Raw genomic sequence first — 21,946 nt, forward strand, 5'->3', positions numbered from 1 at the left:
CTCGACGTCGCCGTCCGCAGCGCCGACAGCTCCAGCCGAGCACCACGCCACGCCTCAGCCCGCACCGGCCAAGCCTGCGCCCGCCCCGCGGCCGGCACGGCCCGTCCCGACGCCGAAGCCCACCACCGAGCCCACGCCGGGACCCACGCCCGAGCCGACCACCCAGCCGACCCCTGAGCCCACGCCAGAGCCGACCACCGAACCCAGCCCTGAGCCGACGCCTGAGCCCACTCCCGAGCCGACGCCGACGCCGGACGAGGACCTGTCGATCTCGGCGACGGTGGAGAGCACCGCGCTCGAGCGCATCGTGCGACTGACGGTGGTGGCGACGCGCGACGTCCCGCAGGTGACGTTGACGTTCCCGCAGGAGCTGTCGGTGGGCTGGGTGCAGCAGAACGGCTGGTCGTGCACCGGAGGCGGGACGTCGAGGGTCGTGATCTGCACGGCGTCGGGGCCGAACCCCGGACCGCTCGTGGCGTCCTGGTCGCCCCCCGAGGCTTCCGGTTTGTTCGCGACGGTCACGTCGCCCGGTCGCACCGACCCGAACCTGAGCAACAACACGGTCTCGGTCGACTGACGGTCGTCAGCGCTTCCGCGTGCCGAGGCCCTTTCTGCCCTCCCTGGTGTGCAGCTCCAGGTGGGGGCAGGCGTATCCGTACTTCAGCCGGCAGCGCCAGCGCCTCCAGGTGCGTCTCATCACCCTCCTCCTTCTGATCCGAAGGTAGGGAAGAAAGATGACAAGAACGTGTCACTTCTGGGTGGGCTGCGTCACCAGCGGAAGCGCGCTTCCGGCATAGAGAAACCCCGCTGATCTCGGGGGGTGAATCAGCGGGGCTTCGAGAAGAACACTACCCACCGCCTCCACGCGCGTCAGCGTTTTCTCCACATTCGTCTCGACGTTTTCCGATCCCGTCCGACCCGACTGCATCCGCGCTGACTTTCGCCCGCACGCCGTCCGGGTCGATTGCCCTGTCGTTGCAGGAGGCACAGGTCCCGGACGTGTCGGGGATCACCGTGTGCGGCCTGTGATGTCACACCTCGTTCACACAAAGTGGTCGTTTCTCCCTGAAATTCGCCCTAACCTGAGCGGGTGCTGGCCCGGGGGAGCACACTGAACAAGCTCGGAGATCGGTGCACATGACCATTCAGGACGTCAGTCGGACGACCTCAGCCCATGCGGACCTCTCGAGCGCACGGCGAAGCCAGGAACCTGCTCTCGCCGTCGAACCCTCAGAGGACCCCGCCATCGACAGCTCGACAACGCACCGCGCGCCCTGGCACAAGCAGGTCGCGCACCGCGTCTTCCTGAGCGACACCGCCGTCCTGTTCGCCGTCGCCATCCTCGGCGCAGTCCTGCGATTCGGCGCAGATGCTGAAGCCACCACCAACGGGCCCCTCTCCATCTCCTACTGGACCTTCGGGGCCGCCCTCGCCGTGGGTTGGTCGATCGCCCTTCAGGCCTATCGCACCCGCGACAGCCGGGTCTTGGGCGACGGCGTCGAGGAGTACCGTCGCATCGTCCGCGCGTCCGTCACCTTCTTCGGGCTCGTGGCCATCGCGTCCCTCGTCTTCAAGATCGACTCGTCGCGCGGCTACCTCGCCATCACGTTCCCTCTCGGTCTCCTGGGGCTGATCGTCACCCGCCGCGTGTGGCGCTCGTGGCTGAACCGCCAGCGCCAGCGGGGCGCCATGATCACCAACGCCCTGGTGATCGGTGGCATGCGCTCGGCCGAGGACATCACCCGTCACTTGGGCAACAGCCCGCAGTCTGGTGTCCGTGTGACTGGCGTGTGGGTCCCGGACCGCGCCACCTCGCTGTGCGAGTGGCTTCCAGTGCCGGACGCCTTCGTGCCTGTGATGGGCACCGAGCGCAACCTCGACGCCGCGCTGAGCGTTGCGGAGGCGGAGCTGGTGATTGTCACCGACACGGAGCACCTGGGTCACGCCGGCCTGAAGGAGCTGACCTGGGAGCTGGAGGGACTTGACGTCGACCTGCTCGTGTCGCCCAACGTGGTCGACGTCTCGGGCTCACGCATCCAGCTGAGCCGGGTCGGGAAGATGCCGTTCCTGAGCGTCGACAAGCCAACGTACGGCGACGCTGCCACCTGGCCGAAGCGCATCTTCGACCGTGCTGGTGCGGCGGCACTGATCCTCATGCTCTCTCCGCTCCTCCTGGCAGCGGCTCTCGCCGTCAAGCTGACCAGCCGCGGTCCCGTCTTCTACCACCAGGAGCGCATCGGGAAGGACGGCGAGCCGTTCGGCATGGTCAAGTTCCGCTCCATGCACCCTGACGCCGACGCTCGGCTCGCGGCGCTCCTGGCAGAGCAGGGGGCATCGGTCGGCCCGCTGGCCAAGCTGAAGGACGATCCGCGCATCACTCCCGTTGGCGGATTCCTGCGTCGGTACTCCCTCGACGAGCTGCCGCAGCTCTTCAACGTCCTCTTCGGCACCATGAGCCTCGTCGGTCCGCGGCCCCAGCGCCAGTTCGAGGTCGACCTCTACGACCACGTCGCCCACCGTCGCCTGCGCGTGCTCCCGGGCATGACGGGTCTGTGGCAGGTGTCCGGGCGGTCTGACCTCGCGTGGGAAGATGCCATCCAGCTCGACACCTACTACGTTGAGAACTGGTCACTTGTAGGAGATCTCGTGATTCTGTGGCGCACCATCCGAGCTGTGATCGGTTCTGGCGGTGCCTACTAGAGGCGTGCTCCGGACTCGCAAAGCGTGTAAGCAGCCCGAAGGCGCATGCTGACGACGCGCCTAGGCGCCGTGGGCTCGGCGGCAAGCCCGCTCGCTGGCACGCTCGTGTTCCGCGCCTCGCAGTTCGTACTTCTGGTTGTCATCGCTCGCGTGAGCGATGGCGAACAGCGCGTTGCCCTGCTCCTGCTACTCGGGATCCAGGCGGTCATCGGGATCTTCTCGGATTCGGGCGCCTTCAATTACCTGCTCACTCGCGATCCAAACCTGCTCTCTCGCAGTCTCTTCAACAGACTGCTTGCGCTGCAGGCCGGCTTGACATCGACGCTGTCAATTGTCTCGCTCGCCGCGCTCTACCTGACGGGCAAGGTGACGGTCGATTCTGCGGCAACCGCCGTCACAGCGTTGGCGCTGGCCTTGACGTTGATTACCGACTCTGTCACAAGGACCGCTAAAGCCCCGACCCTAGTCTTCGGTCGCGAGGTCACCTACGGTGTCGTCGACGCGGTCGTTGGCGTGACGCGAGCCGCTGTCTGCGCGTCCTGTCTCATGTGCCATAGCCTTCTTCCGCTCGCCGTGCTGCCGGTGGTGGGCATCATCGTGGTTCTGACCGTCTACGTGCTCGTGCGGGATGACTTTGCCCATGCGCCAGTTCCGAGAAGGTACATCCGACAGACGGTCGAAATCGGACTCAGCGGGGCCATCACTGGCGTGTACTCACAGGCTCTGCTGGTCTTCGGCACGATCGCCCTTCAGCCGAGTTCGGCGGCTCTGCTCGCAGCAGCTCTGCGCGTCGTGCAGCCACTCGAGTTCATTCCCGCCACCACCTCAGCCCAGATGATCCCCCGCATCCGCGCCGAGAAGTTGCGTCTGCGCGATGCGTGGCTGGCCTCCATCTTGGTCGGGATAGCGATAGCGGTCGGCCTTGCTGTCGCGGCACCGTTCGTCGGGAATCTGCTCCGCATGCCCGATCACTTCGAGTCAATCCTGCGCATCTTGAGTCTCGCCTTCGTGATCAAGTGCGGAAACTACGTCACGATCAGCTACTTGCTAGCCAGACACCACGTTCGAGCACGCCTGGCCGTGAGTCTGGCCACGGCTTGCTTCGCCATCATCGCCGTACCAATCGTGAGCCAGCACGGTCTCATTCCCCTGGCCTGGACGGCGCTCGCGGTCGAGTTGTTCCTGACGGCGTCTTCCGGTCTAGCGGTTCGTCGTACGGCGCAGACGAACGTCTGACGGTGGAACAGAGATGTCCGGTCCCGACGAGATCGATGCCCCGATAGCGCGGACGCCCATCACCACGAGGGCCGAGACGAAAAGAGCCAGGCTCAAGTTCTGGTAGCTATCGCCCCGAACGAATGAGAAGAAAATCGGTGTGAGCAAGACTTGCAAGCTCTTCCGAGTCACTGATGCCTGAGCTCCAAGACGCAGGAATCTGGCCGCAGCGAACCCGACGAGCGCACCGGATAGGGCGACTCCTATCCACCCGAAGTTGAGAAACCCCTCCCCGACCGCAGAGATGCTCGTCTCGATTCTGAATGGGTAGTAGAAGCGCGGTAGGTACCGCTCGGTGAAGAACGTGTTTGCACCGCCATCCTTCGCCGGGTAGATACTGCTCGGCAGGAAGTACGTGAAGAGCTTGGGATAGGTGGACCCGTAGAGCCTGGGGACCTCTCCTTCGCGGTCGTACATGTTGAGTAGCGTCAGGCTGTCAAATGGACGCGTCTCTGCACCGGATGTCAGGCGATCGAGTAGCGTCGCCACGGGGTTGGTTTCGAGGGCTTGCAGCGACTCCCCGCCGTCGTACTGGTTCTCCCTGAGCGCCAAGCTCATGATCATGGCCGCGATGATCATTCCCGCCCCTAGAAGGACGAGGCGAACGTTGCTGATGGGGCGCGGTCCAGTTTGCTTGAGCAACAGAAGAGGAAGCACCGCACCGAGGACGAGAGGCCCTCGGCCACCGGTAATGAACGCCGTGAGCAACAAGAGGACAGCAGCCACGAGTGCCAGCGGGGTCCATACTGTGAGATCGACCGAGCGACGACGAACCTCCACGTATAGGACAAGCGCAACGGCCAGCGGTACGTAGCCGAGTGTCAGGTAATAGCGCCCCGCCAGGAACGCCGACCTCACGGAAACACCGGAAAAGTGCGCTGCAAGGCCTCCCGACGACTGGATAAGCAATGCAGCGGACACCAGTGCTATGACCATCGCGCCCAGAAGCAACATCACAGCTCGGTTCGCCACCGCGGGCGGAAGAGCTTGATCGCTTGCAGGGGCCGACGTCCAACCCTTGGCGTAAAGCACCAGGTAGATGATGGCCATCGACACCACGAACAAGAGCCATTGCGCGATCGCCACCACCGCCGCCTCCTGGACCGGCCCGACGAATCGACGAGAATCCAGGAGCGCGCCTGCAGTGGTAAATCCGCTCGTCTGGATGGTGATGGGGCGAAGGACAGCGATGAGCAGCCCGCCGAGACAAATGACTCCCACCGGCGTGAGCGGGTGCCCGGCACGTCGCCACTCAAAGCCGAGCAATAGAAGAAAGACGATTCCGAGACACAAGACCAGCGGGATGTACGACCATGTGCCGAAGTTGGAAGAGATGACGAGCGCCAGAGGAACGATAGCCCCGAAAACCGCGATCAGAACGCCCACGGTTTGCGATCGAACGGACAGGAGCTTCTTGTCCTGTGCCAGCTCGCCGTGACGGCCGAAGCCACCTGTGCTCATCTATGAATCTCCGCCGGAGCCACCTGACTCATGGCGATTTCCGCCCTCCTCCACGAAGTCCAGCGAATCGGCGGCAAGAGCAGACTCGGGTACCGAGAATAGAACCGGGTCCCTGAAGCCACCTCAAACTTCCAGGACGCGAGACTGAACCCCTTGCGGGTAGCGCGGGCCCAACGATGGACCCATCGCACACGGCCGTCGAGAATCGTCGGGATCCCGGCTTGGCGAGCGCGCAGGCAGAGGTCAGAGTCTTCGTAGTAGACGAAGAATGACGAGTCCCAACCACCCAGCGACTCGAATGTCCGTGCTCTCATGCCGACTGCCGCGCCGATGACCCACACCACGGGTCTCTCCTCGTCACGTGACGCCACGACCTCGTAGCTGCGCTCACTGCTTCCTGACCCGAAGAAATGCGCAAGCTTCCTCCAGGCGAAGGGAGACATGCGGCCGTTCTCTTGCGAGGAACCGTCCTCATTGACGAGTTGCGGCGCGATGAGCACGTCACGTCTGTCGAGTTGCTCCGCGATCCAACGCGCTCCTGCCGCGTCGACCTGGACGTCGGGATTGACGAACATCAGGTGTCTGCCGCTGGCGAGACTCGCGCCGACGTTGTTCGCCGCAGAGAATCCGACGTTCCTCGGCAGCCGCACCACCCTCGCGCCTAGCTTCGCTGCAACCTTGGCGCTCTCGTCTCGGGAAGCGTTGTCTACGACGATCCACTCGATGTTCTCGGGAACGCCGCCGCTCCAACACAGCTCCAAGTCATGCACCGAGTTAAACGTGACCGTGACACAAGTCAGGTCAGGGCTGGTCATCGGCAACCACCTCGAGGAACTGTGCGCACCATGTGTCCCATCCTTCTCCTCTTAGCTCGGACCTGACGATCTCCAGCTCGCCTCCTGCGCCACGTAGCGCCTCCTGGACCCCTCGCCAGATGTCCGAAGGGTCGCTGCGGTCGACCGCGACTCCCGCTCCGCGACTCGAAGACCGAAGGACGTCGAGGTCGGAGATCACGACCGGAACGCCAAGAGCCAGAGCTTCAGTGACGGGCATGCCGTATCCCTCATAGCTCGACACCATGCAGAACACGGACGCCTTGCGGTACAAGTCGATCAGCTGACCGTCGTCTGGCGAATCCACGACCGTGACGCGATCGGTCACCCCAAGATCAGAAGCGACGTCTGCCCAGAACGCGTTCCACTCAGCTCGCGTGCACACCACCGTGAGTTCGAGCTGCGGGAACGCTCGCATCGTCGTCATCAGACAGTCCACACCCTTGTTTTTGGCGTGGCCGAACGAGAGCAAGGAGATCGGGGTACTGCCGCCGCTCTCAGCACGACGGGTCGATAGTGGTGCGCGCCGGAACATCTCGTCCACGGGGAGCGGCTGAACCTGCAGGCGGCCTTCGAACTTCGGCAGGAACCTCTCCACCTCACGTCGGGTGCTCTCGCTGTTAACAACGATGAGATCCGCCCGCGCGACCGAGACTCGATGCAGGAGGCGCCTGTAGATTTTCTGCTTCCAACTGATCGCGTGGACCCGGGGCTCGAGGAAGTTGAGGTCGTGGACGATGACGACGCGCTTTCGTGCTCGCGAAAAGGGACGAAATGCCGGCGCGGAGTCGATCCGAAGGTCGAACTCACCATCGAGCACAGATCGAAACAGATCCTTGATCAGGGATGCGGCCCGGCTTCCGGTCTGCGCCGACGCGATCCGGGTATGAGGCGTCGAGACCTGACCGACCGGAGCGTTCGCGACTACCAGGGCGCCGCGCTTCGCCATCTCACGACAAATCGCGTTGTGCACCCGAACGATGCCTCCACGATGCGCCCCGTAGCCGTTGATGAGGATCCTCAACGGATCGACCCGTTTGGGGTTTTGTTGTTGATCTCTTGAACAAGACTCGAGAAGGCAACGCGGGCTCTCTCCCTCGCCTTGTCGAAGGCCTCCGCGTCGACTTGCTCGCACAGACGCTCGCTGTCCACATCCTCAAACGAATCGACCATCGGAACCTCGAACTCACGGGCAAACGCTCGGATCTTCTCACCCCGACCCACCGCCAGAAGTGGTTTGGAGTGGAGCGCGCCCAGGTATAGGGCATGCATGCGCGAAGCCACCACTCCACGACTACCCGCGATGACCTCGTCGATCCGTTCCCAGCCGTCCAGGGAGGTCGTCACGTTTCCTCGCTGCGCCACCCCCTCGAGATCGTCGATCTCGCCATGGGACATGCCGACCAAGGCAGAAGGCGCCAGCCTCACCTGGAGATCCTCAGACAGACTCTTCCGCGATCCGCGGTTGGGCGCGAGCACAATGTCCCCGTGACTGTCAGCCTCGCGCACGGTCATTAGCAATGCAGCATCTCCGCCCAGACGTGCCGTATGGCCTAGCAATCGCGCCGCACGATCCTGCGACCACCGATCCCGAACCCATACGCTCCGGCGCCACACCGCAGCTCGGTAACCGACACGAGCGACTCGGCGCGGCAAGGGATCGATGCCCACGGCAAAGAACGCTGCAGGAACACGAGCAACACGGCATGCGCTGGACACCACGAGACAAAGCCTCATCAAACTGCCCCTGAGCAGACGGTCCGAGTCTTCCTGGATCATCGTTCCGCCGCCGATGACGACGAAATCAACCTCCTTGAGGGCCCGGAAAAGGGCACGCACGCCGCTCACATGGCGCCGCACTCCGAGTCCTTCTCGCCTTGGCGATCCGAAGTCCAGCACCAGCGTGCCGAAACCAGCCTCTTCGAGTGCACCCGCCAGGACATCTGTGAGGAGAGCGTCGCCGGCATTGATCGGAGCGCCCGTGGCCGAGGTCCGGTCCGCAGAGACGATCGCTACGACCTTCACAGCACTGCCTCCGCGCCTTCGTATGAAGCCTCAACACTGGACTTCAACCCTCTCCACGAGGCGGCGTGCCGCGCGTACCAGTCAATGGTGTCAGCAAGCCCCGTCTCGAAATCTACAAATGTCGGCAACCACCCGAGCTCCTCGCGGATGCGCGTGGAGTCGATCGCGTAACGGAGGTCGTGACCCGCACGGTCGGTCACGTGGTCGAAGGCATCCTCGGGCTGGCCCATGAGACGAAGGATCAGCCGCACGACCTCAAGATTGTTCTTCTCGCCGTCCGCGCCGATGAGGTAGGTCTCCCCCATCGCGCCCTTCTCCAGGATCGTGAGCACGGCGGAGCTGTGATCGTCGGCGTGGATCCAGTCGCGCACGTTCAGTCCAGCGCCGTAGAGCTTCGGGCGTCTGCCGTCGAGCACGTTGGTGATCTGTCGAGGGATGAACTTCTCGATGTGCTGCCGCGGGCCGTAGTTGTTCGAGCAGTTGCTGATGGTCGCGCGCAGGCCGAACGAGCGCACCCAAGCCCGGACGAGCAGGTCCGAACCCGCTTTCGTCGACGAGTACGGACTCGACGGGTTGTACGGGGTCGACTCGGTGAACCGCGCCGGGTCGTCGAGCTCGAGGTCGCCGTAGACCTCGTCGGTGGAGATGTGGTGCAGCCGTACGTCGTGCTTGCGGCACGCCTCGAGGATCACGTACGTGCCGATGATGTTGGTGTCGAGGAAGGGCCTCGGGTCGCGCAGCGAGTTGTCGTTGTGGCTCTCGGCTGCGTAGTGGACGACGGCGTCGTGCCCCGCGACCAGGTCGTCCATCAGGTCGGCATCGGCGATGTCGCCCACCACCAGCCGCACGCGGTCCTCGGGAAGCCCGTCGAGGTTGGCGCGGTTGCCTGCGTAGGTCAGCTTGTCGACCACCGTCACGACGAGGTCGGTGTGCTCCACCACGTAGTGGACGAAGTTGGAGCCGATGAACCCGGCACCGCCCGTGACCAGGATCCGCTGCATGTGGCAGACGTTACCGTCGAGATGGTCCGGCGAACCCGGGAAATCCGTATGGTTCGTCACATGAAGGGGATCATCCTCGCCGGCGGCACGGGCTCGCGACTCCACCCGATCACGCAGGGCATCAGCAAGCAGCTCATGCCGGTCTACGACAAGCCGATGATCTACTACCCGCTCTCGACGCTGATGCTCGCCGGCATCCGCGACGTCCTCATCATCACGACGCCGCACGAGGCGAGCGGGTTCGAGCGCCTGCTCGGCGACGGCAGCCAGTTCGGGATCTCGATCACCTACGCCCAGCAGCCGTCGCCCGACGGGCTCGCGCAGGCCTTCACGATCGGCGCCGACCACATCGGTGACCAGAACGTCGGACTCGTGCTCGGCGACAACATCTTCTACGGAGCCGGTCTCGGCTCCACGCTCGGTCGCTTCGAGGACCTCGACGGCGGAGCCGTGTTCGGGTACCACGTGGCCAACCCGACTGCGTACGGCGTGGTGGAGTTCGACGACACCGGCCGCGTGATCTCCCTGGAGGAGAAGCCGGAGAAGCCCAAGAGCAACTACGCCGTGCCTGGGCTCTACTTCTACAGCAGCGACGTGGTCGGCTATGCCCGCGAGCTGCAGCCCTCCGCCCGCGGCGAGCTGGAGATCACCGACCTCAACCGGGTGTACCTCGAGCAGGGCCGCCTGAAGGTCGAGCTTCTCGAGCGAGGGACCGCCTGGCTCGACACCGGCACCATCGACGACCTCAACGACGCTGGCAACTTCGTGCGCTCCGTCGAGAACCGACAGGGCCTCAAGATCAGCTGCCCGGAGGAGATCGGCTGGAGCCTCGGCTACCTCAGCGACGACGACCTCCACCGCATCGCGCAGCCTCTCGTCAAGAGCGGCTACGGCCGCTATCTTCTCGGGCTGCTCGACCGCTGAACGTCAGGTGCTCACTCCAGGGTGCTGAAGCGCGGGCGCGGGGCGAGCTGCTTACCTCGCCCGTACTCCTCCGTGCTCGTCGGCGAGACCCGCTGCGGGTCGTGGCCGGCGTCCGCGAACGCCTGGCGCGCGATCTCGAACCACGAGCGCGGCTCGCCGCCGCTCGTCACGTTCACCGTCCCGTAGGGCGCGTGCTGGCGCAGCAGCGTGATGATGCCGTCGGCGAGGTCCGACGTGTAGGTCAGACGTCCGACCTGGTCGTCGACGACCGCCGGATCCACGCCCTTCTCGGCCAGTGCCTGCATGGTGCGGATGAAGTTCGCACCGTCGCCGATCACCCAGCTCGTCCTCACCACGTAGTGCTTGGGCACCACGCTCACGGCGACGTCGCCGGCGGCCTTCGACTGCCCGTACACACCCAGCGGCGCGAACGACTCGTCCACTCCGTGAGTCTCGCGCTCGCCGTCGAACACGTAGTCGGACGAGACGTGCACGAGGGTCAGGTCGTGCGCCACCGCAGCCTTCGCCAGGTGGGCCGGGGCGTGCGCGTTGGCCAGCCAGGCCGCCCGCCGTCCCTCCAGCGTCTCCGCGGCGTCGACAGCGGTGTACGCGGCGGCGTTGATGATCGTGTCGAACTGCGACCAGTTGACGGCCCACACCGCGCCGGGGTCGGTGATGTCGAGGTCGGCGACGTCCCACGCGGTGGCGTGCGGTAGGCGCTCGACCAAGGCGCGGCCCAGCTGACCACCCGCCCCGATCACGAGCGTCCGCGGCGAGTCGACCTCGGGCAGTGCCACCTCGTCGGCAGCGAAGGGCGCCACGTCGGCGAGCGGTGGGTGGCGACGGTCCTTCTCCGACAGCTCAGCGTCCGACAGGGCGATCGGCCACTCGATGCCGAGCGTCTCGTCGGCGAGGTTGACGAAGGTGTACGACGCCTCCGGGCTCCAGTGCTCGTTCACGAGGTAGCTGTAGATCGTGTCGTCCTCGAGTGCCTGGTAGGAGTTGCCCACGCCCTTCGGCACGAAGACCGCCTGGTCCACCCCGACCTCGAGGGTCGCCACGCGACCGAACGTCTCACCCTCCCGAAGATCGACCCAGGCGCAGAAGGCGCGGCCGCTCACGATCGAGATGAGCTTGTCCCACGGCTCCGCGTGGATGCCGCGCGTAGCGCCTCGGTGGGCGTTGAAGGAGACATTGTTCTGCACGGGCTCGAAGTCCGGCAGACCGTGCGCTGCCATCTTCTCGCGCTGCCAGTTCTCCTTGAACCAGCCGCGGTTGTCGCCGTGGACCGGCATGTCGACGATCCACAGGCCCGGTATCTCGGTGCCTCGCACGGCAAGCTCCCTCATGCGCCCATCCTGGCAGCCCGCACAGGTCCTTCATCGTGCTTTGGTTGTGCAACGCCCCACGTTCCGCAGCACGACGTCACAGCCAAGTCGTCCACGATCACCACGCGCCTCGCCTAGAGTGAGGCGCATCCCTCGGTCTCGGGGGCCGCCGTCATCACCACTCGGGAGCTGTACGTGGACCTGCGGGACTACCTGACCATCCTTCGTCACCGCTGGTTGCTCATCGCCTCCGTGGCCCTCGGTGTCGTCGCCCTGGCAGCGCTCGCCACCTGGCGCACCACGCCCCAGTATGCGTCGTCCACCGACCTGTTCATCTCCACCTCGCAGGCCGCCGACGACAGCCAGGCCTTCCAGGGCAGCCAGTTCTCGCTGCAGCGCGTCAAGAGCTATGCCGAGATGGTGAACCAGAACGAGATCACGCGTCGCGTCATCCGTAACCTCGACCTCGACGAGACCCCGGCCGAGCTGAGCCAGCAGATCACCGCCACGTCGCAGCTCGACACCGTCATCCTGACCATCACGGTCACCGACCCCTCGCCCGAGCGGGCGCAGCGCATCGCCGAGACCACCGCCGACGTGTTCGTCGGCTACGTCGGGGAGCTCGAGACGCCACCCGGCAAGGACCAGGCCACCATCAAGGCCACCGTCACCAACCAGGCCACCGCGCCGACGTCGCCCGTCTCGCCCCAGCCGCTGCGCAACCTCGGTCTCGGGCTCATCCTCGGCCTGCTGCTCGGTGCCGGCATCGCCGTGCTGCGCGAGACGCTCGACTCCTCCATCAAGACGCACAAGCAGCTCGAGGAGCTCGCCGAGGCGCCCGTCATCGGCGCCATCCCCTTCGACAACGGCGCCGACGGCGCGCCGCTCATCTCCGAGATCGACCCGTACTCCCCGCGCGCCGAGGCCTTCCGCGTGCTGCGCACCAACCTGCAGTTCATCGACCCCGACGCCAACAAGAAGGTGTTCGTGCTGTCCAGCGCGCTGCCGGGCGAGGGCAAGAGCACGACGGCCGTCAACCTCGCCCTGGCGCTCGCCGAGGGCGGCCAGAAGGTCGCGCTGGTCGAGGGCGACATGCGCCGACCGCGCGTGGCGCAGTACCTCGGTCTCGTCGAGGCCGTGGGCCTCACCACCGTGCTCGTCGGCCGCGTGGAGCTGGCCGACGTGATGCAGGAGACGGGCATCTCAGGGCTCTCCGTGCTCTCGAGCGGCAAGACGCCGCCCAACCCGGCCGAGCTGCTGCAGTCGCGCGCCATGGTCGCGCTCGTCGAGCAGCTGCGCGCCGAGTACGACGTCGTCCTCATCGACGCCCCGCCCCTGCTCCCCGTCACCGACGCCGCGCTGATCTCCAGCGTCGTCGACGGCGCCGTCCTCGTCGTCCGCCACGGCAAGACCACGGCCGACCAGGTGCGCGCCGCCGTCGACCGGCTCGAGGGCGTCGGCGCCAAGCCCGTCGCGGCGGTCTTCAACATGACGCCCGTGAAGTCCGGGCGCTACGGATACGGCTACGGGTACGGCTACGGATACGCACCCACGGACTCCGACACCGTGGAGGCCGCGGAGGACCGTCCCGAGCCGATGTCGACCCGACGCGGCTCGAAGCGCCGCGCCGACACCACGCAGCAACAGCAGCAGCGTCAGGCCCACCTCACCGCGCCCCGGCGCACTGACCGTTCAGGTGACCTCGACGCCGTCCAGGACGCCGTCGGACGTCAGTCGCGCACCCGGCTCGACGCGAGCCGCGGCCTCGAGGACCCCGAGCCCGAGACCGACCGTCAGGGCGACGAGCCCGACGATCGAGGCTGAATACTCGGCCTTCTGGCCTTCTCAGCGTCGTCTCAGTCCGGGCGGACGGGTCGTCCGTGCACTCGCGCTTGTGTCGTGAGTCACATGCCGATCTCCTGAAAAGACAGGAAAAATCTCGGCGACGCGCCGACAGCGAGTTGGCCCGTGTTGCGTCCGTGTGAATAGTTTGGACAAGTTTGGTTCGTGACGGGATTTCACCGCTACTGTTAGCCGGGAACCACAGGTCTCGTGGTCGTCTTCTACATCCCTCGGAGCTTCACATGCGCAGCACTCGTCTGGCCATCGCTGGCCTCGTGGCCGGTCTGGTCACCCTCTTCTCCGCCGGCTCGGCGTTCGCCTACGGCGACGAGCCCATCATCACCATCCCGGGTGGCAGCGCCGCCGCGGGTGTCCAGGTCGCTCCGGGCGGTCAGTTCTCCTTCTCCGGCACGTTCGGCGGCGCCGAGGTCGAGTCCTACTCCGCCTCGCTGCTCGGCCAGAACGTCGGCAGCGGCGCCAACACCACCACGTGGTCCGTGTCCGGCCAGGCGCCGAACGAGAACGGCACCTTCGAGATCGTCATGACGATCACGACGGCCGACGACATCGCCCCCAGCGCGAGCGGCCTGAAGTCCGGCTTCGTCCCGGTCCAGCAGACCTACACCAAGACGATCAAGCTCGTCGTCGGCACGGGCGTCTCTGACGCCGGCACCGGTACCGGCGCTGGCAGCGGCGACAACGCCAGCGGCGCGCTGCCCGACACGGGCGGCTCGAACGTCCTCCTCCTCGCGGGTGGCGCAGCCCTCGTGCTCGCCGGCGCCGGCGTCATCGCCGCCCGCCGTCGTCACAGCTGATCGCGTCGCTCCGCGAAGCACGACCCTGACGTCCGCCACCTCCACCAGCCTCCGGGCTGGGGAGGTGGCGGAGTCATGTCTGCACCGAACCCGTCGGCTCGACCCGCGACCCTAGGATCACGCCATGGCCTCCCGCACCCGCTCGTCGCGCTCCTCAGGGAGCTCGCGGCGCAAGAGCCGCAAGCAGCGCAACCGCAAGCCGCTGTGGATCGGCCTCGGCGTCGTCGTCCTCGCCGCCATCGGCGTCGTCGGCTGGATGGGCTACGAGGCTTCGCAGGCGCAGAAGGCCATCACGGCAGCCACGGGTGAGGCGCAGGACCTCCAGTCCCAGATCACCAGCGGTGACACCGACCTCGCACGCAACACCCTGCGCGCCCTGCAGCAGAGCACCACCACCGCCCGGACCCGCACCGACGGCCCCCTCTGGGGCGCCGCCACCCACGTGCCGTTCGTCGGCTCCAGCGTCGACGCCGTGCAGTCCGCCGCCGACGCCCTCGACGACATCGCCCAGCGCGCCCTGCCGCCCGTCGTCGACACCGCGCAGTCGCTCGACGCCAACACCTTCCGGCCCAAGAACGGCCGCTTCCCGCTCCGCGAGTTCGCCGGGCTCGTGCGTCCCGTCAGCACCGCCGCGAACGTCCTCACCGAGAACCGCCGCCGCATCGACGCCATCGACGACTCCGCCATCGTCGGCCCCCTCCGCAAGCCGGTGCAGGAGCTCAAGGACAAGCTCGGCACCGCGCAGCAGGCCGCCGACGCCGCCGCCAAGGCACTGCGCATCGCCCCCCGCATGCTCGGCGCCGACGGCACCCGCACCTACCTGGTCATGTTCCAGAACAACGCGGAGTCGCGCTCGCTCGGCGGCATCCCGGGCGCGCTCGCGCTCGTCACCGCCCGCAACGGCCGACTCAGCTTCAACCAGCAGTTCACCATCCGCGAGCTCGGCGACTTCGACGACCCGGTCGTGCGCATCACCGACGAGGAGGAGCGCACCTTCGGCAGCCTCATCGCCGAGGACATCCGCGACACCACCATCACCCCCGACTTCCCCCGCGTCGCGACCATCGCCCGCGCCATGGTGCAGCGCTCGCTCGGCACCAAGGTCGACGGTGTGCTGTCCATCGACCCCGTCGCCCTCTCCTACGCGCTCGAGGGGACCGGCTCCATCCGGCTCACCGACGGCACCACGCTCACGTCGGCGAACGCCGTCGAGATCCTGCTCAACACCGTGTACGCGCGGTTCCCCGACCCGCAGGTGCAAGACCTCTTCTTCGCCGACGCCGCCCAGCGCATCTTCAGCTCCGTCCTCGGCGGACGCGGCGACTCCCGCAAGACCCTCGAGGGCCTGACGAAGGCCGTCGACGAGCGCCGCATCCTGCTGTGGAGCGCCGACAAGACGGTCGAGGACGACCTCGCCGGCACGCACCTGTCCGGGGAGCTGCCCGAGCCGAGCACCACGCCCCACGTCGGCGTGTACCTGAACGACACCACCAGCTCGAAGATGCAGTACTACCTCGACTGGAGGACGACCGTGAAGTCCGAGGGGTGCCGCACCGACGGTCGCCAGACGCTGGTCGCCACCACCACCATCACCTCGAATGCGCCGGCCGACGCCGCCGACCTGCCGCAGTACATCACCGGCAACGGGAACCGGGCCCCGCGCGGCGACCAGCAGCTGACCGTCCGCGTCGTCGCCCCCGCCGGCGGCACCGTCGACGAGGTGCAGGCCGACGACGCGATCTCCCTCGACGAGAGCGGCCGGCTCGGCACCCGCCCCGTCGCCTACACGGCCTACGTCATCAAGCCCGGCCAGACCGTCACCATCCGCACCACCATGACGACCGGCAAGGACCAACGTCGCGGCGCGGTCGTGACCACCACGCCAGGGGTCCAGTCCTTCACCCAGGACCGCCGCTTCCCCACCTCCTGCTCCTGACCCCGCTGCTCGAACAGGGGAGGGTTCCGCTGGCCGAGTAGGCAAGAATTCCGCTGGTCGAGTAGTCCGAGCGAGCTTGCGAGGCTCGGACGTATCGAGACCACCCGGCAAAGGCCCAGCGCGGGCTGGCTCCCAGCGACGGCTTGGAGTGGTCTCGATACGTCTCCGTCTGCTCCTTCGCGACGTCGACGACTCGACCAGCGAGACGTTCCGCTGGTCGAGTCGTCAGGACGGCGAGCGCCAGCGAGCACGTCCTGACCGATCGAGACCACCCGGCAACGGCCCAGCGCGACCCAACCCCCAGCGACGGCTTGGAGTGGTCTCGATACGTCTCCGTCTGCTCCTACGTCGCGACGTCGACTACTCGACCAGCGAACCCCTTCCGCTGGTCTAGTAGCGGCCACGCGCGACGAAGGAGCGCCGCGGCCGCGTATCGAGACCACCCGGCAACGGCCCAGCGCGACCCAACCCCCAGCGAAAGCTTGGAGCGGTCTCGATACGTCCAAAGCACGCTCCTCCGTCGCGGCTCCGCGCTACTCGACCAGCGATCAGCTCACTCGCGCCAGGGGCGCGGGTCGCGTCGACGGAAGTCCTTGCGCGCGAGGGTGGGGAGGAGGTCGTAGTCGCCGCGGATCAGCGCCTCACGCTTCGCCCGCGACCACCCCTGCACCCGCTTCTCCGCGGCGTAGGCGTCGGCGACGTCCTCGAACTCGTAGGCGTACACGAGCTCGACCGGTCGGCGACAGCGGGTGTACTCCGCGCCGATCCCCGTCTGGTGCTGGTAGAGACGTGACTCGAGGTTCCGGGTGCTGCCGACGTAGTAGCTGCCGTCGGAGCAGCGCAGGATGTACATGTAGGCCATCCAGTCAGTGCATCGACGCCGGCGGAGTCGGTCGAGCTGTCGTCCACAGCTCTGGCCTGGCTCCTAGCGACTGCCAGGCATTGGGGCAGCATGGGCCGGCTTCCAGCGTGCGCTTGGAGTGGTCTCGATACGTCTCCGCCAACTCCTCCGTCGCGGCGTCGACTACTCGACCAGCGAGACCCACCGCTGGTCGAGCGGTTAGGACGGCGAGCGCCAGCGAGCTCGTCCTGACGTATCGAGACCACCCCGCAACGGCCCAGCGCGGACCAACCCCCAGCGACCGCTTGGAGCGGTCTCGATACGTCCGACCACGCTCCTTCGTCGCCGGTCGGCCTACTCGACCAGCGAGACCTTCCGCTGGTCGAGTAGACGTCACGGCGAGCGCCAGCGAGCGCGTGACGGCGTATCGAGACCACCCGGCAACGGATCAGCGTCAACCGACCCCCAGCGTCTGCCTGGAGTGGTCTCGATACGTCGCCGCCAGCTCCTTCGTCGCGGCGTCGACTACTCGACCGGCGGAGGGGTGGTTGCGGCGGGAAACCTCGACGTGGGGCGGCCCCGGGACGTCACATCGAAGTGACTACCATTCCCATGTGATGGCGCAGGGAGCGGTGGAGGTGGAGGGCCTCTCGGTGTGGGTGGGGGCGACCCCGCTCGTGCGCGACGTGTCCTGGCAGCAGGCCGCTGGGGAGCGCGTGGCGCTGCTCGGACGGTCCGGCTCCGGCAAGTCGACGATCGCGCGTGCCGTCGCCGACGTCAGCCCGCCGACGCTGCGCGTCCAGGGGCGCGTCAGCGTCGGCGGCAGCCAGCCCGGCCGACCGCGGGCGTCGCTCGTCGCGCAGGACTCGCAGGTCGCCCTCAATCCGCTCACCCCCGTCCGACGGCAGCTCGCCCGACCGCTCCGCACCGCCGGCCTGCGGGGCGACGCCCTCGACGCCCGCCTCACGTCCCTGCTCGCCGACGTCGACCTCGACGCCGCCGCGGTCCTCGACCGACTGCCCGCGGAGCTGTCCGGTGGCCAGCGCCAACGGGTGTGCATCGCGCTCGCGATCGCCGTCGACGGTCCCCTGCTGGTCGCCGACGAGCCGACCAGCGCGCTCGACGTCGTCACGCGTCGCCAGGTGGTCGACGCGCTGCGCGCCACCCGGTCGACGCTCCTGCTCATCACCCACGACCTCGAGGTCGCGCAGGCGCTCTGCACCCGGGCGCTGCTCGTCGACGGCGGCCGCCTCGTCGCCGACGTCGACCTCAGAACGCTGCTCGACGGACCCGACCGGCACCTCGCGCACGACCTCGGACTCGTCGCATGAGCGCAGCCACCCTCACCCCACCCACGGCAACCAGCCCCACGGTCGACGCGCAGGGGGTCGGCGTCCGCCTTCCCGACGGCACGAGCGCCCTGGCCGACGTCGACCTGCGGCTCACGTCGACGACGGCGCTCGGCCTCGTCGGACGCTCCGGGGCCGGCAAGTCGACGCTGGCCCGCGTGCTGCTCGGGCTGCAGCGCCCGACGTCGGGCGAGGTGCTGCTCGACGGCGCCGCGCTGCCCCGACGTCGTGCGGGTCTGCGACGGTTCCGGCGCTGCCTCCAGTACGTGCCGCAGGACCCCGCCGGCAGCCTCGACCCGCGCCGCGACGTCGCCGCCTGCCTCACCGAGCCGCTGCGCAGCCTGGCCATCGACGACGACCACGACACCTGCGTCGAGCGTGCCCTCGACGCCGTCGGGCTCGACACGACGTTCGCGCGACGTCGCTGCTCGAGCCTGTCCGGCGGGCAGGCGCAGCGGGTCGCGATCGCCCGCGCGATCGGCACCGGCGCGACGTTGCTCGTGGCCGACGAGCCGCTCAGCTCCGTCGACGTCGGCCTGCGTCGCGACCTCGCCGCGCTGCTGCACCACCTGCACGTCGACCACGACCTCGGGCTGCTGCTCATCACCCACGACCTGCACGCGGTCTCGTCGGTGTGCAGCACGGCGGCCGTGCTGCACGAGGGCCGCGTGGTGGAGCACGGCAGTACCGCGCAGGTGCTCGACGCACCCACCCACCCCGCGACCCGGGCGCTCGTCGACGCGTCCCGTCCGGGGGCGTTGGGGTGACACGCCGTGCCACGGCTGCACCCCTGCTCGGGGCGCAGCTGGTCTTCAACGTGGGCTTCTACGCCGTCGTGCCGTTCCTGGCGATCGTCCTGCGTGACGACTACCTGCTGTCGGGGGCGGCGATCGGCGTCGTGCTCGGCGCTCGCACGTTCGCCCAGCAGGGCCTCTTCCTCGTCGGCGGGGTGCTGGTCGACGCCCTCGGCGCACGTCGCCTGATCCTCACCGGCTGCGCGGTGCGGGTGGCCGGCTTCGGCACGCTGGCGCTCGCCGACGACCTGCCGACGTTCGTCGCCGGCGCCGTGCTCACCGGGCTCGGCGGGGCGCTGTTCTCCCCCGCGATCGAGACGCTCGTGGCCGCCGCCGAGCAGGCGCGCCCCGACGCACCGCGCACCCGGGCGACGCTCTTCGCCTGGCTCACCGTGGTCGGGGAGACCGGTGCCGTCGTCGGCCCGCTCGTGGGGGCGCTGCTGCTCGACTGGGGCTTCTCGACCGTGGCGGGATCGGGTGCGGCACTGTTCAGCGTCACGGCCGTCGCGCTGGCGCGACTGCTGCCCGCCGACCCCGCACGACCCGACGGCCACACCCTGCGCGCCGGCCTGGGCGACGTCGGCTCGGGCCTCAGCCTGCGGCACCGCACCTTCGTGCTGTTCGCCGTCGTGCACGCCGTCAACCTGCTCGCCTGGAACCAGCTGTACCTCGGGCTGCCCGTCGAGCTGGAGCGCGTGGGACGTGGCGCAGGCACCTACGCCGCGCTGCTGGCCGTGGTCTCGGCCGTCACCATCGGCCTGCAGCTGCCCGTCGCACGCCTCGCCCGGCGCCTCCCCAGCCGCGTGGCGCTGCCCGTCGGCTACGGGCTGCTCGCGTCGGCCTTCGGCACGCTCGCCGTCGCGGCCACGCTGCCGGCCACGTCGACGTCGGTCGTCCCGGTCACCGCCTCGGTGGTGCTGCTGACCCTCGGCCACCTCGTCGTGGGGCCGGCCGCGCTCGACCTCGTGCCGACGTTCGCCGCCGGTCGACGACTCGGCTCCTACTACGGCCTGCTGGCGACGTGCGGCGGCGTTGCCGTGCTGGTGCTGTCGGTCCCGCTCGGCGCGCTGTACGCGGACGCCGGCACGACGTCGCTCGCGGCGTCGCGTCCGTGGGCGCTGCTCGCCGCCCTCGCGCTCTGCTCGAGCGTGGCCGCCGCCGTCCTCCTGCGCCGTCCCCTCGCCGCACCGCCCCTCGACCCCCAGAGCTCCGCACCACCCACCCCCTCGAAAGGACCTCGATGACCCCCCTCCGTCCCCTGCTGCGCACCGGCGCCGCCGCCCTGGTGCTCACCCTCGCCTCCGGCTGCTTCGCCGGCGGTGGCGGCGACCAGGCGAGCGACGGCCGCATCTCCGTCGCCATGCTGCAGCCGCCACGCTCCGGCCTCTCCCCGCTCAGCGACGACGCGTTCAAGCTTTCGCGCTGGAGCACCGCCGAGACGCTCGTGCAGCTCGACGCCGACGGCGTGGCGCAGCCGATGCTCGCCACCTCCTGGCAGCGCACCGACGACCGCACCTGGACGTTCGAGCTGCGCAGTGACGTCACCTTCCACGACGGCACGCCCCTGACGTCGAAGGAGGTGGTGGCGTCGCTGCAGACCGCGGCCCAGGCGTCGCCCGTGCCGCGCATCCTCGACGGCGTGGAGCTCACCGTCGAGGCGTCCGGCCCCGACACCGTCGTCGTCACGACGGCCGTGCCCGACCCGCTCGTCCCCCAGCGGCTCTCGAGCCCGCAGCTGTCGGTCCTGGCGCCGAAGGCGTACGCGGCCAAGGCCGTCGACCCGGTCGGCGCCGGCACCGGCCCGTTCGAGCTCACGAAGGTCGACGGCACCTCCGGTGCGACCCTCGACCGCTACGACGACTACTGGGGCGAGAAGGCGAAGGCGTCGGGCATCGACGTGCGCTTCGTGCCCGACGGCACCGCCCGCGCGGCCGCGCTGCGCACGGGCGACGCCGACGTCGTCGAGGCGGTGCCGGTGGGCCAGGTGGCGCAGCTCGACGACGACCTCGTCGTCGAGGTGCCCATGCCGCGCACGAACACGCTCTACCTCAACACCACGAAGGGGCCGTTCAAGGACCCGGCCGTCCGCGCCGCCGCGCGCGAGGCGATCGACCGCGCCCGCCTCGTGAAGGACGTGTACGAGGGGCGCGCCGACGAGGCGAGCGGCCTGCTCGGCCCGGCGCTGCCCTGGGCGGCCGACCTGCGCGCCGACCCCGAGTACACCGAGCTCCTCGCCCAGCGCGCGGAGCCCGCGACGGTCGACGGCGTGCGGATCACCCTCGGCACGTTCACCGACCGCGCCGAGCTGCCCGAGGTGGCGGTGCTGCTGGAGCAGGAGCTCGAGGCCGCCGGCTTCGTCGTGCAGCAGGACGTGCGCGAGTACCAGTTCATCGAGGCCGACGCGCTCGACGGCGCCTTCGACGCGTTCATCCTGTCGCGCGCCACGGTGCTCGACTCCGGCGACCCGGTGGCCTACATGGCCTCCGACTTCGGCTGCGAGGGCGGCTTCAACATCGCCCAGCTCTGCAACGACGACGTCGACGCCGCGCTCGACCGCGCCGCCCGCGTGGAGCCCGGTGCCGAGCGTCAGCGCCTGACGATGCTCGCGGAGGCGCAGGTGCTCGGTCTCGACGCCGCCGTCCCGCTGCTGCACGAGCGCGTCATCCAGGGCGAGGCGCAGGGCGTGTCGGGGGTCGAGCGCGACCCGCGCGAGCACGATCTCATCGACAGCGACAGCAGCGCCGGTGCCTGAGCCCCGGCCGCGCCGCGACGCCGTCGTCACGGCGGCGTCGCGGCTGCTGGCGGCGTCGGGCCTGCTGGCC

Annotated in this window: 17 protein-coding genes and 1 pseudogene; 11 read left to right on the plus strand and 7 right to left on the minus strand. The window is 68.3% G+C overall.

Going from position 1 to position 21,946, the window contains the following annotated elements:
• From NH339_RS10890 to NH339_RS10900, 3 genes and pseudogenes are all read left to right on the plus strand, one after another.
• A pseudogene (locus tag NH339_RS10890) lies at nucleotides 1-577 on the plus strand (hypothetical protein); the annotation flags it as partial.
• 560 nt (nucleotides 578-1,137) lie between these two features.
• Nucleotides 1,138-2,700: a sugar transferase gene (locus NH339_RS10895; protein WP_253025205.1), complete on the plus strand. Its 1,563-nt coding sequence runs from the start codon at nucleotides 1,138-1,140 to the stop codon at nucleotides 2,698-2,700.
• Nucleotides 2,701-2,745: 45 nt separating this feature from the next.
• Nucleotides 2,746-3,936 carry a hypothetical protein gene (locus NH339_RS10900; protein ID WP_253025207.1) on the plus strand — a complete coding sequence of 397 codons (1,191 nt, stop codon included), beginning with the start codon at nucleotides 2,746-2,748 and terminating at the stop codon, nucleotides 3,934-3,936.
• Here the strand turns inward: NH339_RS10900 and wzy are convergent.
• The 5 genes from wzy to rfbB are packed head-to-tail and all read right to left on the minus strand — an operon-like array spanning nucleotide 3,901 to nucleotide 9,295.
• Nucleotides 3,901-5,436 carry an O-antigen polysaccharide polymerase Wzy gene (wzy, locus tag NH339_RS10905; protein WP_253025209.1) on the minus strand — a complete coding sequence of 512 codons (1,536 nt, stop codon included), beginning with the start codon at nucleotides 5,434-5,436 and terminating at the stop codon, nucleotides 3,901-3,903. The two genes, NH339_RS10900 and wzy, sit on opposite strands and share 36 nt — an antisense overlap.
• On the minus strand, nucleotides 5,433-6,251 hold the full coding sequence (locus NH339_RS10910; protein ID WP_253025211.1) for a glycosyltransferase family 2 protein: 819 nt from the start codon (nucleotides 6,249-6,251) through the stop codon (nucleotides 5,433-5,435). Before NH339_RS10910 ends, wzy begins: the two co-directional genes overlap by 4 nt.
• Nucleotides 6,238-7,293, minus strand: coding sequence for a glycosyltransferase (locus NH339_RS10915; RefSeq protein WP_253025213.1), 1,056 nt, complete (start codon nucleotides 7,291-7,293; stop codon nucleotides 6,238-6,240). The genes NH339_RS10910 and NH339_RS10915 overlap by 14 nt, the downstream gene beginning before the upstream one ends.
• A complete protein-coding gene (locus NH339_RS10920; protein ID WP_253025215.1) occupies nucleotides 7,290-8,294 on the minus strand; it encodes a polysaccharide pyruvyl transferase family protein in 1,005 nt (334 codons plus the stop codon). The genes NH339_RS10915 and NH339_RS10920 overlap by 4 nt, the downstream gene beginning before the upstream one ends.
• Entirely contained in the window at nucleotides 8,291-9,295 is a 1,005-nt protein-coding gene (rfbB, locus tag NH339_RS10925; protein WP_253025221.1) for a dTDP-glucose 4,6-dehydratase, read from the minus strand. Before rfbB ends, NH339_RS10920 begins: the two co-directional genes overlap by 4 nt.
• 60 nt (nucleotides 9,296-9,355) lie before the next feature.
• Between rfbB and rfbA the strand changes: the two genes are divergently transcribed.
• On the plus strand, nucleotides 9,356-10,219 hold the full coding sequence (gene rfbA / locus NH339_RS10930; RefSeq protein WP_253025228.1) for a glucose-1-phosphate thymidylyltransferase RfbA: 864 nt from the start codon (nucleotides 9,356-9,358) through the stop codon (nucleotides 10,217-10,219).
• An 11-nt stretch (nucleotides 10,220-10,230) separates the two neighbouring features.
• Here rfbA and NH339_RS10935 read toward each other — a convergent pair whose 3' ends face one another.
• On the minus strand, nucleotides 10,231-11,568 hold the full coding sequence (locus NH339_RS10935; RefSeq protein ID WP_253025230.1) for a bifunctional dTDP-4-dehydrorhamnose 3,5-epimerase family protein/NAD(P)-dependent oxidoreductase: 1,338 nt from the start codon (nucleotides 11,566-11,568) through the stop codon (nucleotides 10,231-10,233).
• A 174-nt stretch (nucleotides 11,569-11,742) separates the two neighbouring features.
• On the opposite strand from NH339_RS10935, the gene NH339_RS10940 reads away from it, so the two are divergent.
• The 3 genes from NH339_RS10940 (at nucleotide 11,743) to NH339_RS10950 (ending at nucleotide 16,140) form a co-directional block, all read left to right on the plus strand.
• Nucleotides 11,743-13,371 carry a polysaccharide biosynthesis tyrosine autokinase gene (locus NH339_RS10940; protein WP_253025232.1) on the plus strand — a complete coding sequence of 543 codons (1,629 nt, stop codon included), beginning with the start codon at nucleotides 11,743-11,745 and terminating at the stop codon, nucleotides 13,369-13,371.
• Nucleotides 13,372-13,631: 260 nt separating this feature from the next.
• Nucleotides 13,632-14,204, plus strand: a complete 573-nt coding sequence (locus tag NH339_RS10945; RefSeq protein ID WP_253025234.1) for an LPXTG cell wall anchor domain-containing protein — start codon at nucleotides 13,632-13,634, stop codon at nucleotides 14,202-14,204.
• Nucleotides 14,205-14,328: 124 nt separating this feature from the next.
• A complete protein-coding gene (locus NH339_RS10950; protein WP_253025236.1) occupies nucleotides 14,329-16,140 on the plus strand; it encodes a DUF4012 domain-containing protein in 1,812 nt (603 codons plus the stop codon).
• Between the two features lie 553 nt (nucleotides 16,141-16,693).
• On the opposite strand, the gene NH339_RS10955 is transcribed toward NH339_RS10950, so the two are convergent.
• The gene (locus tag NH339_RS10955) at nucleotides 16,694-17,002 is read right to left on the minus strand and encodes a GIY-YIG nuclease family protein (protein WP_067860615.1); all 309 of its coding nucleotides are present in this window, start codon (nucleotides 17,000-17,002) and stop codon (nucleotides 16,694-16,696) included.
• A 596-nt stretch (nucleotides 17,003-17,598) separates the two neighbouring features.
• On the opposite strand from NH339_RS10955, the gene NH339_RS10960 reads away from it, so the two are divergent.
• From NH339_RS10960 to NH339_RS10975, 4 genes are read left to right on the plus strand one after another with little or no spacing between them, the layout of a single operon-like run.
• Nucleotides 17,599-18,312: an ATP-binding cassette domain-containing protein gene (locus NH339_RS10960; protein ID WP_253025238.1), complete on the plus strand. Its 714-nt coding sequence runs from the start codon at nucleotides 17,599-17,601 to the stop codon at nucleotides 18,310-18,312.
• Nucleotides 18,309-19,097 (plus strand): ATP-binding cassette domain-containing protein, encoded by a 789-nt coding sequence (locus NH339_RS10965; RefSeq protein WP_253025240.1) that lies wholly within the window; start codon nucleotides 18,309-18,311, stop codon nucleotides 19,095-19,097. Before NH339_RS10960 ends, NH339_RS10965 begins: the two co-directional genes overlap by 4 nt.
• Nucleotides 19,094-20,368 carry an MFS transporter gene (locus tag NH339_RS10970; RefSeq protein WP_253025242.1) on the plus strand — a complete coding sequence of 425 codons (1,275 nt, stop codon included), beginning with the start codon at nucleotides 19,094-19,096 and terminating at the stop codon, nucleotides 20,366-20,368. The genes NH339_RS10965 and NH339_RS10970 overlap by 4 nt, the downstream gene beginning before the upstream one ends.
• Nucleotides 20,365-21,876 (plus strand): ABC transporter substrate-binding protein, encoded by a 1,512-nt coding sequence (locus tag NH339_RS10975; protein ID WP_253025244.1) that lies wholly within the window; start codon nucleotides 20,365-20,367, stop codon nucleotides 21,874-21,876. Before NH339_RS10970 ends, NH339_RS10975 begins: the two co-directional genes overlap by 4 nt.
• The last annotated feature ends 70 nt before the right edge of the window (nucleotides 21,877-21,946 follow it).

Origin of the sequence: Aeromicrobium sp. CnD17-E (assembly GCF_024124745.1) — a bacterium.
Taxonomy (GTDB): Bacteria; Actinomycetota; Actinomycetes; order Propionibacteriales; family Nocardioidaceae; genus Aeromicrobium.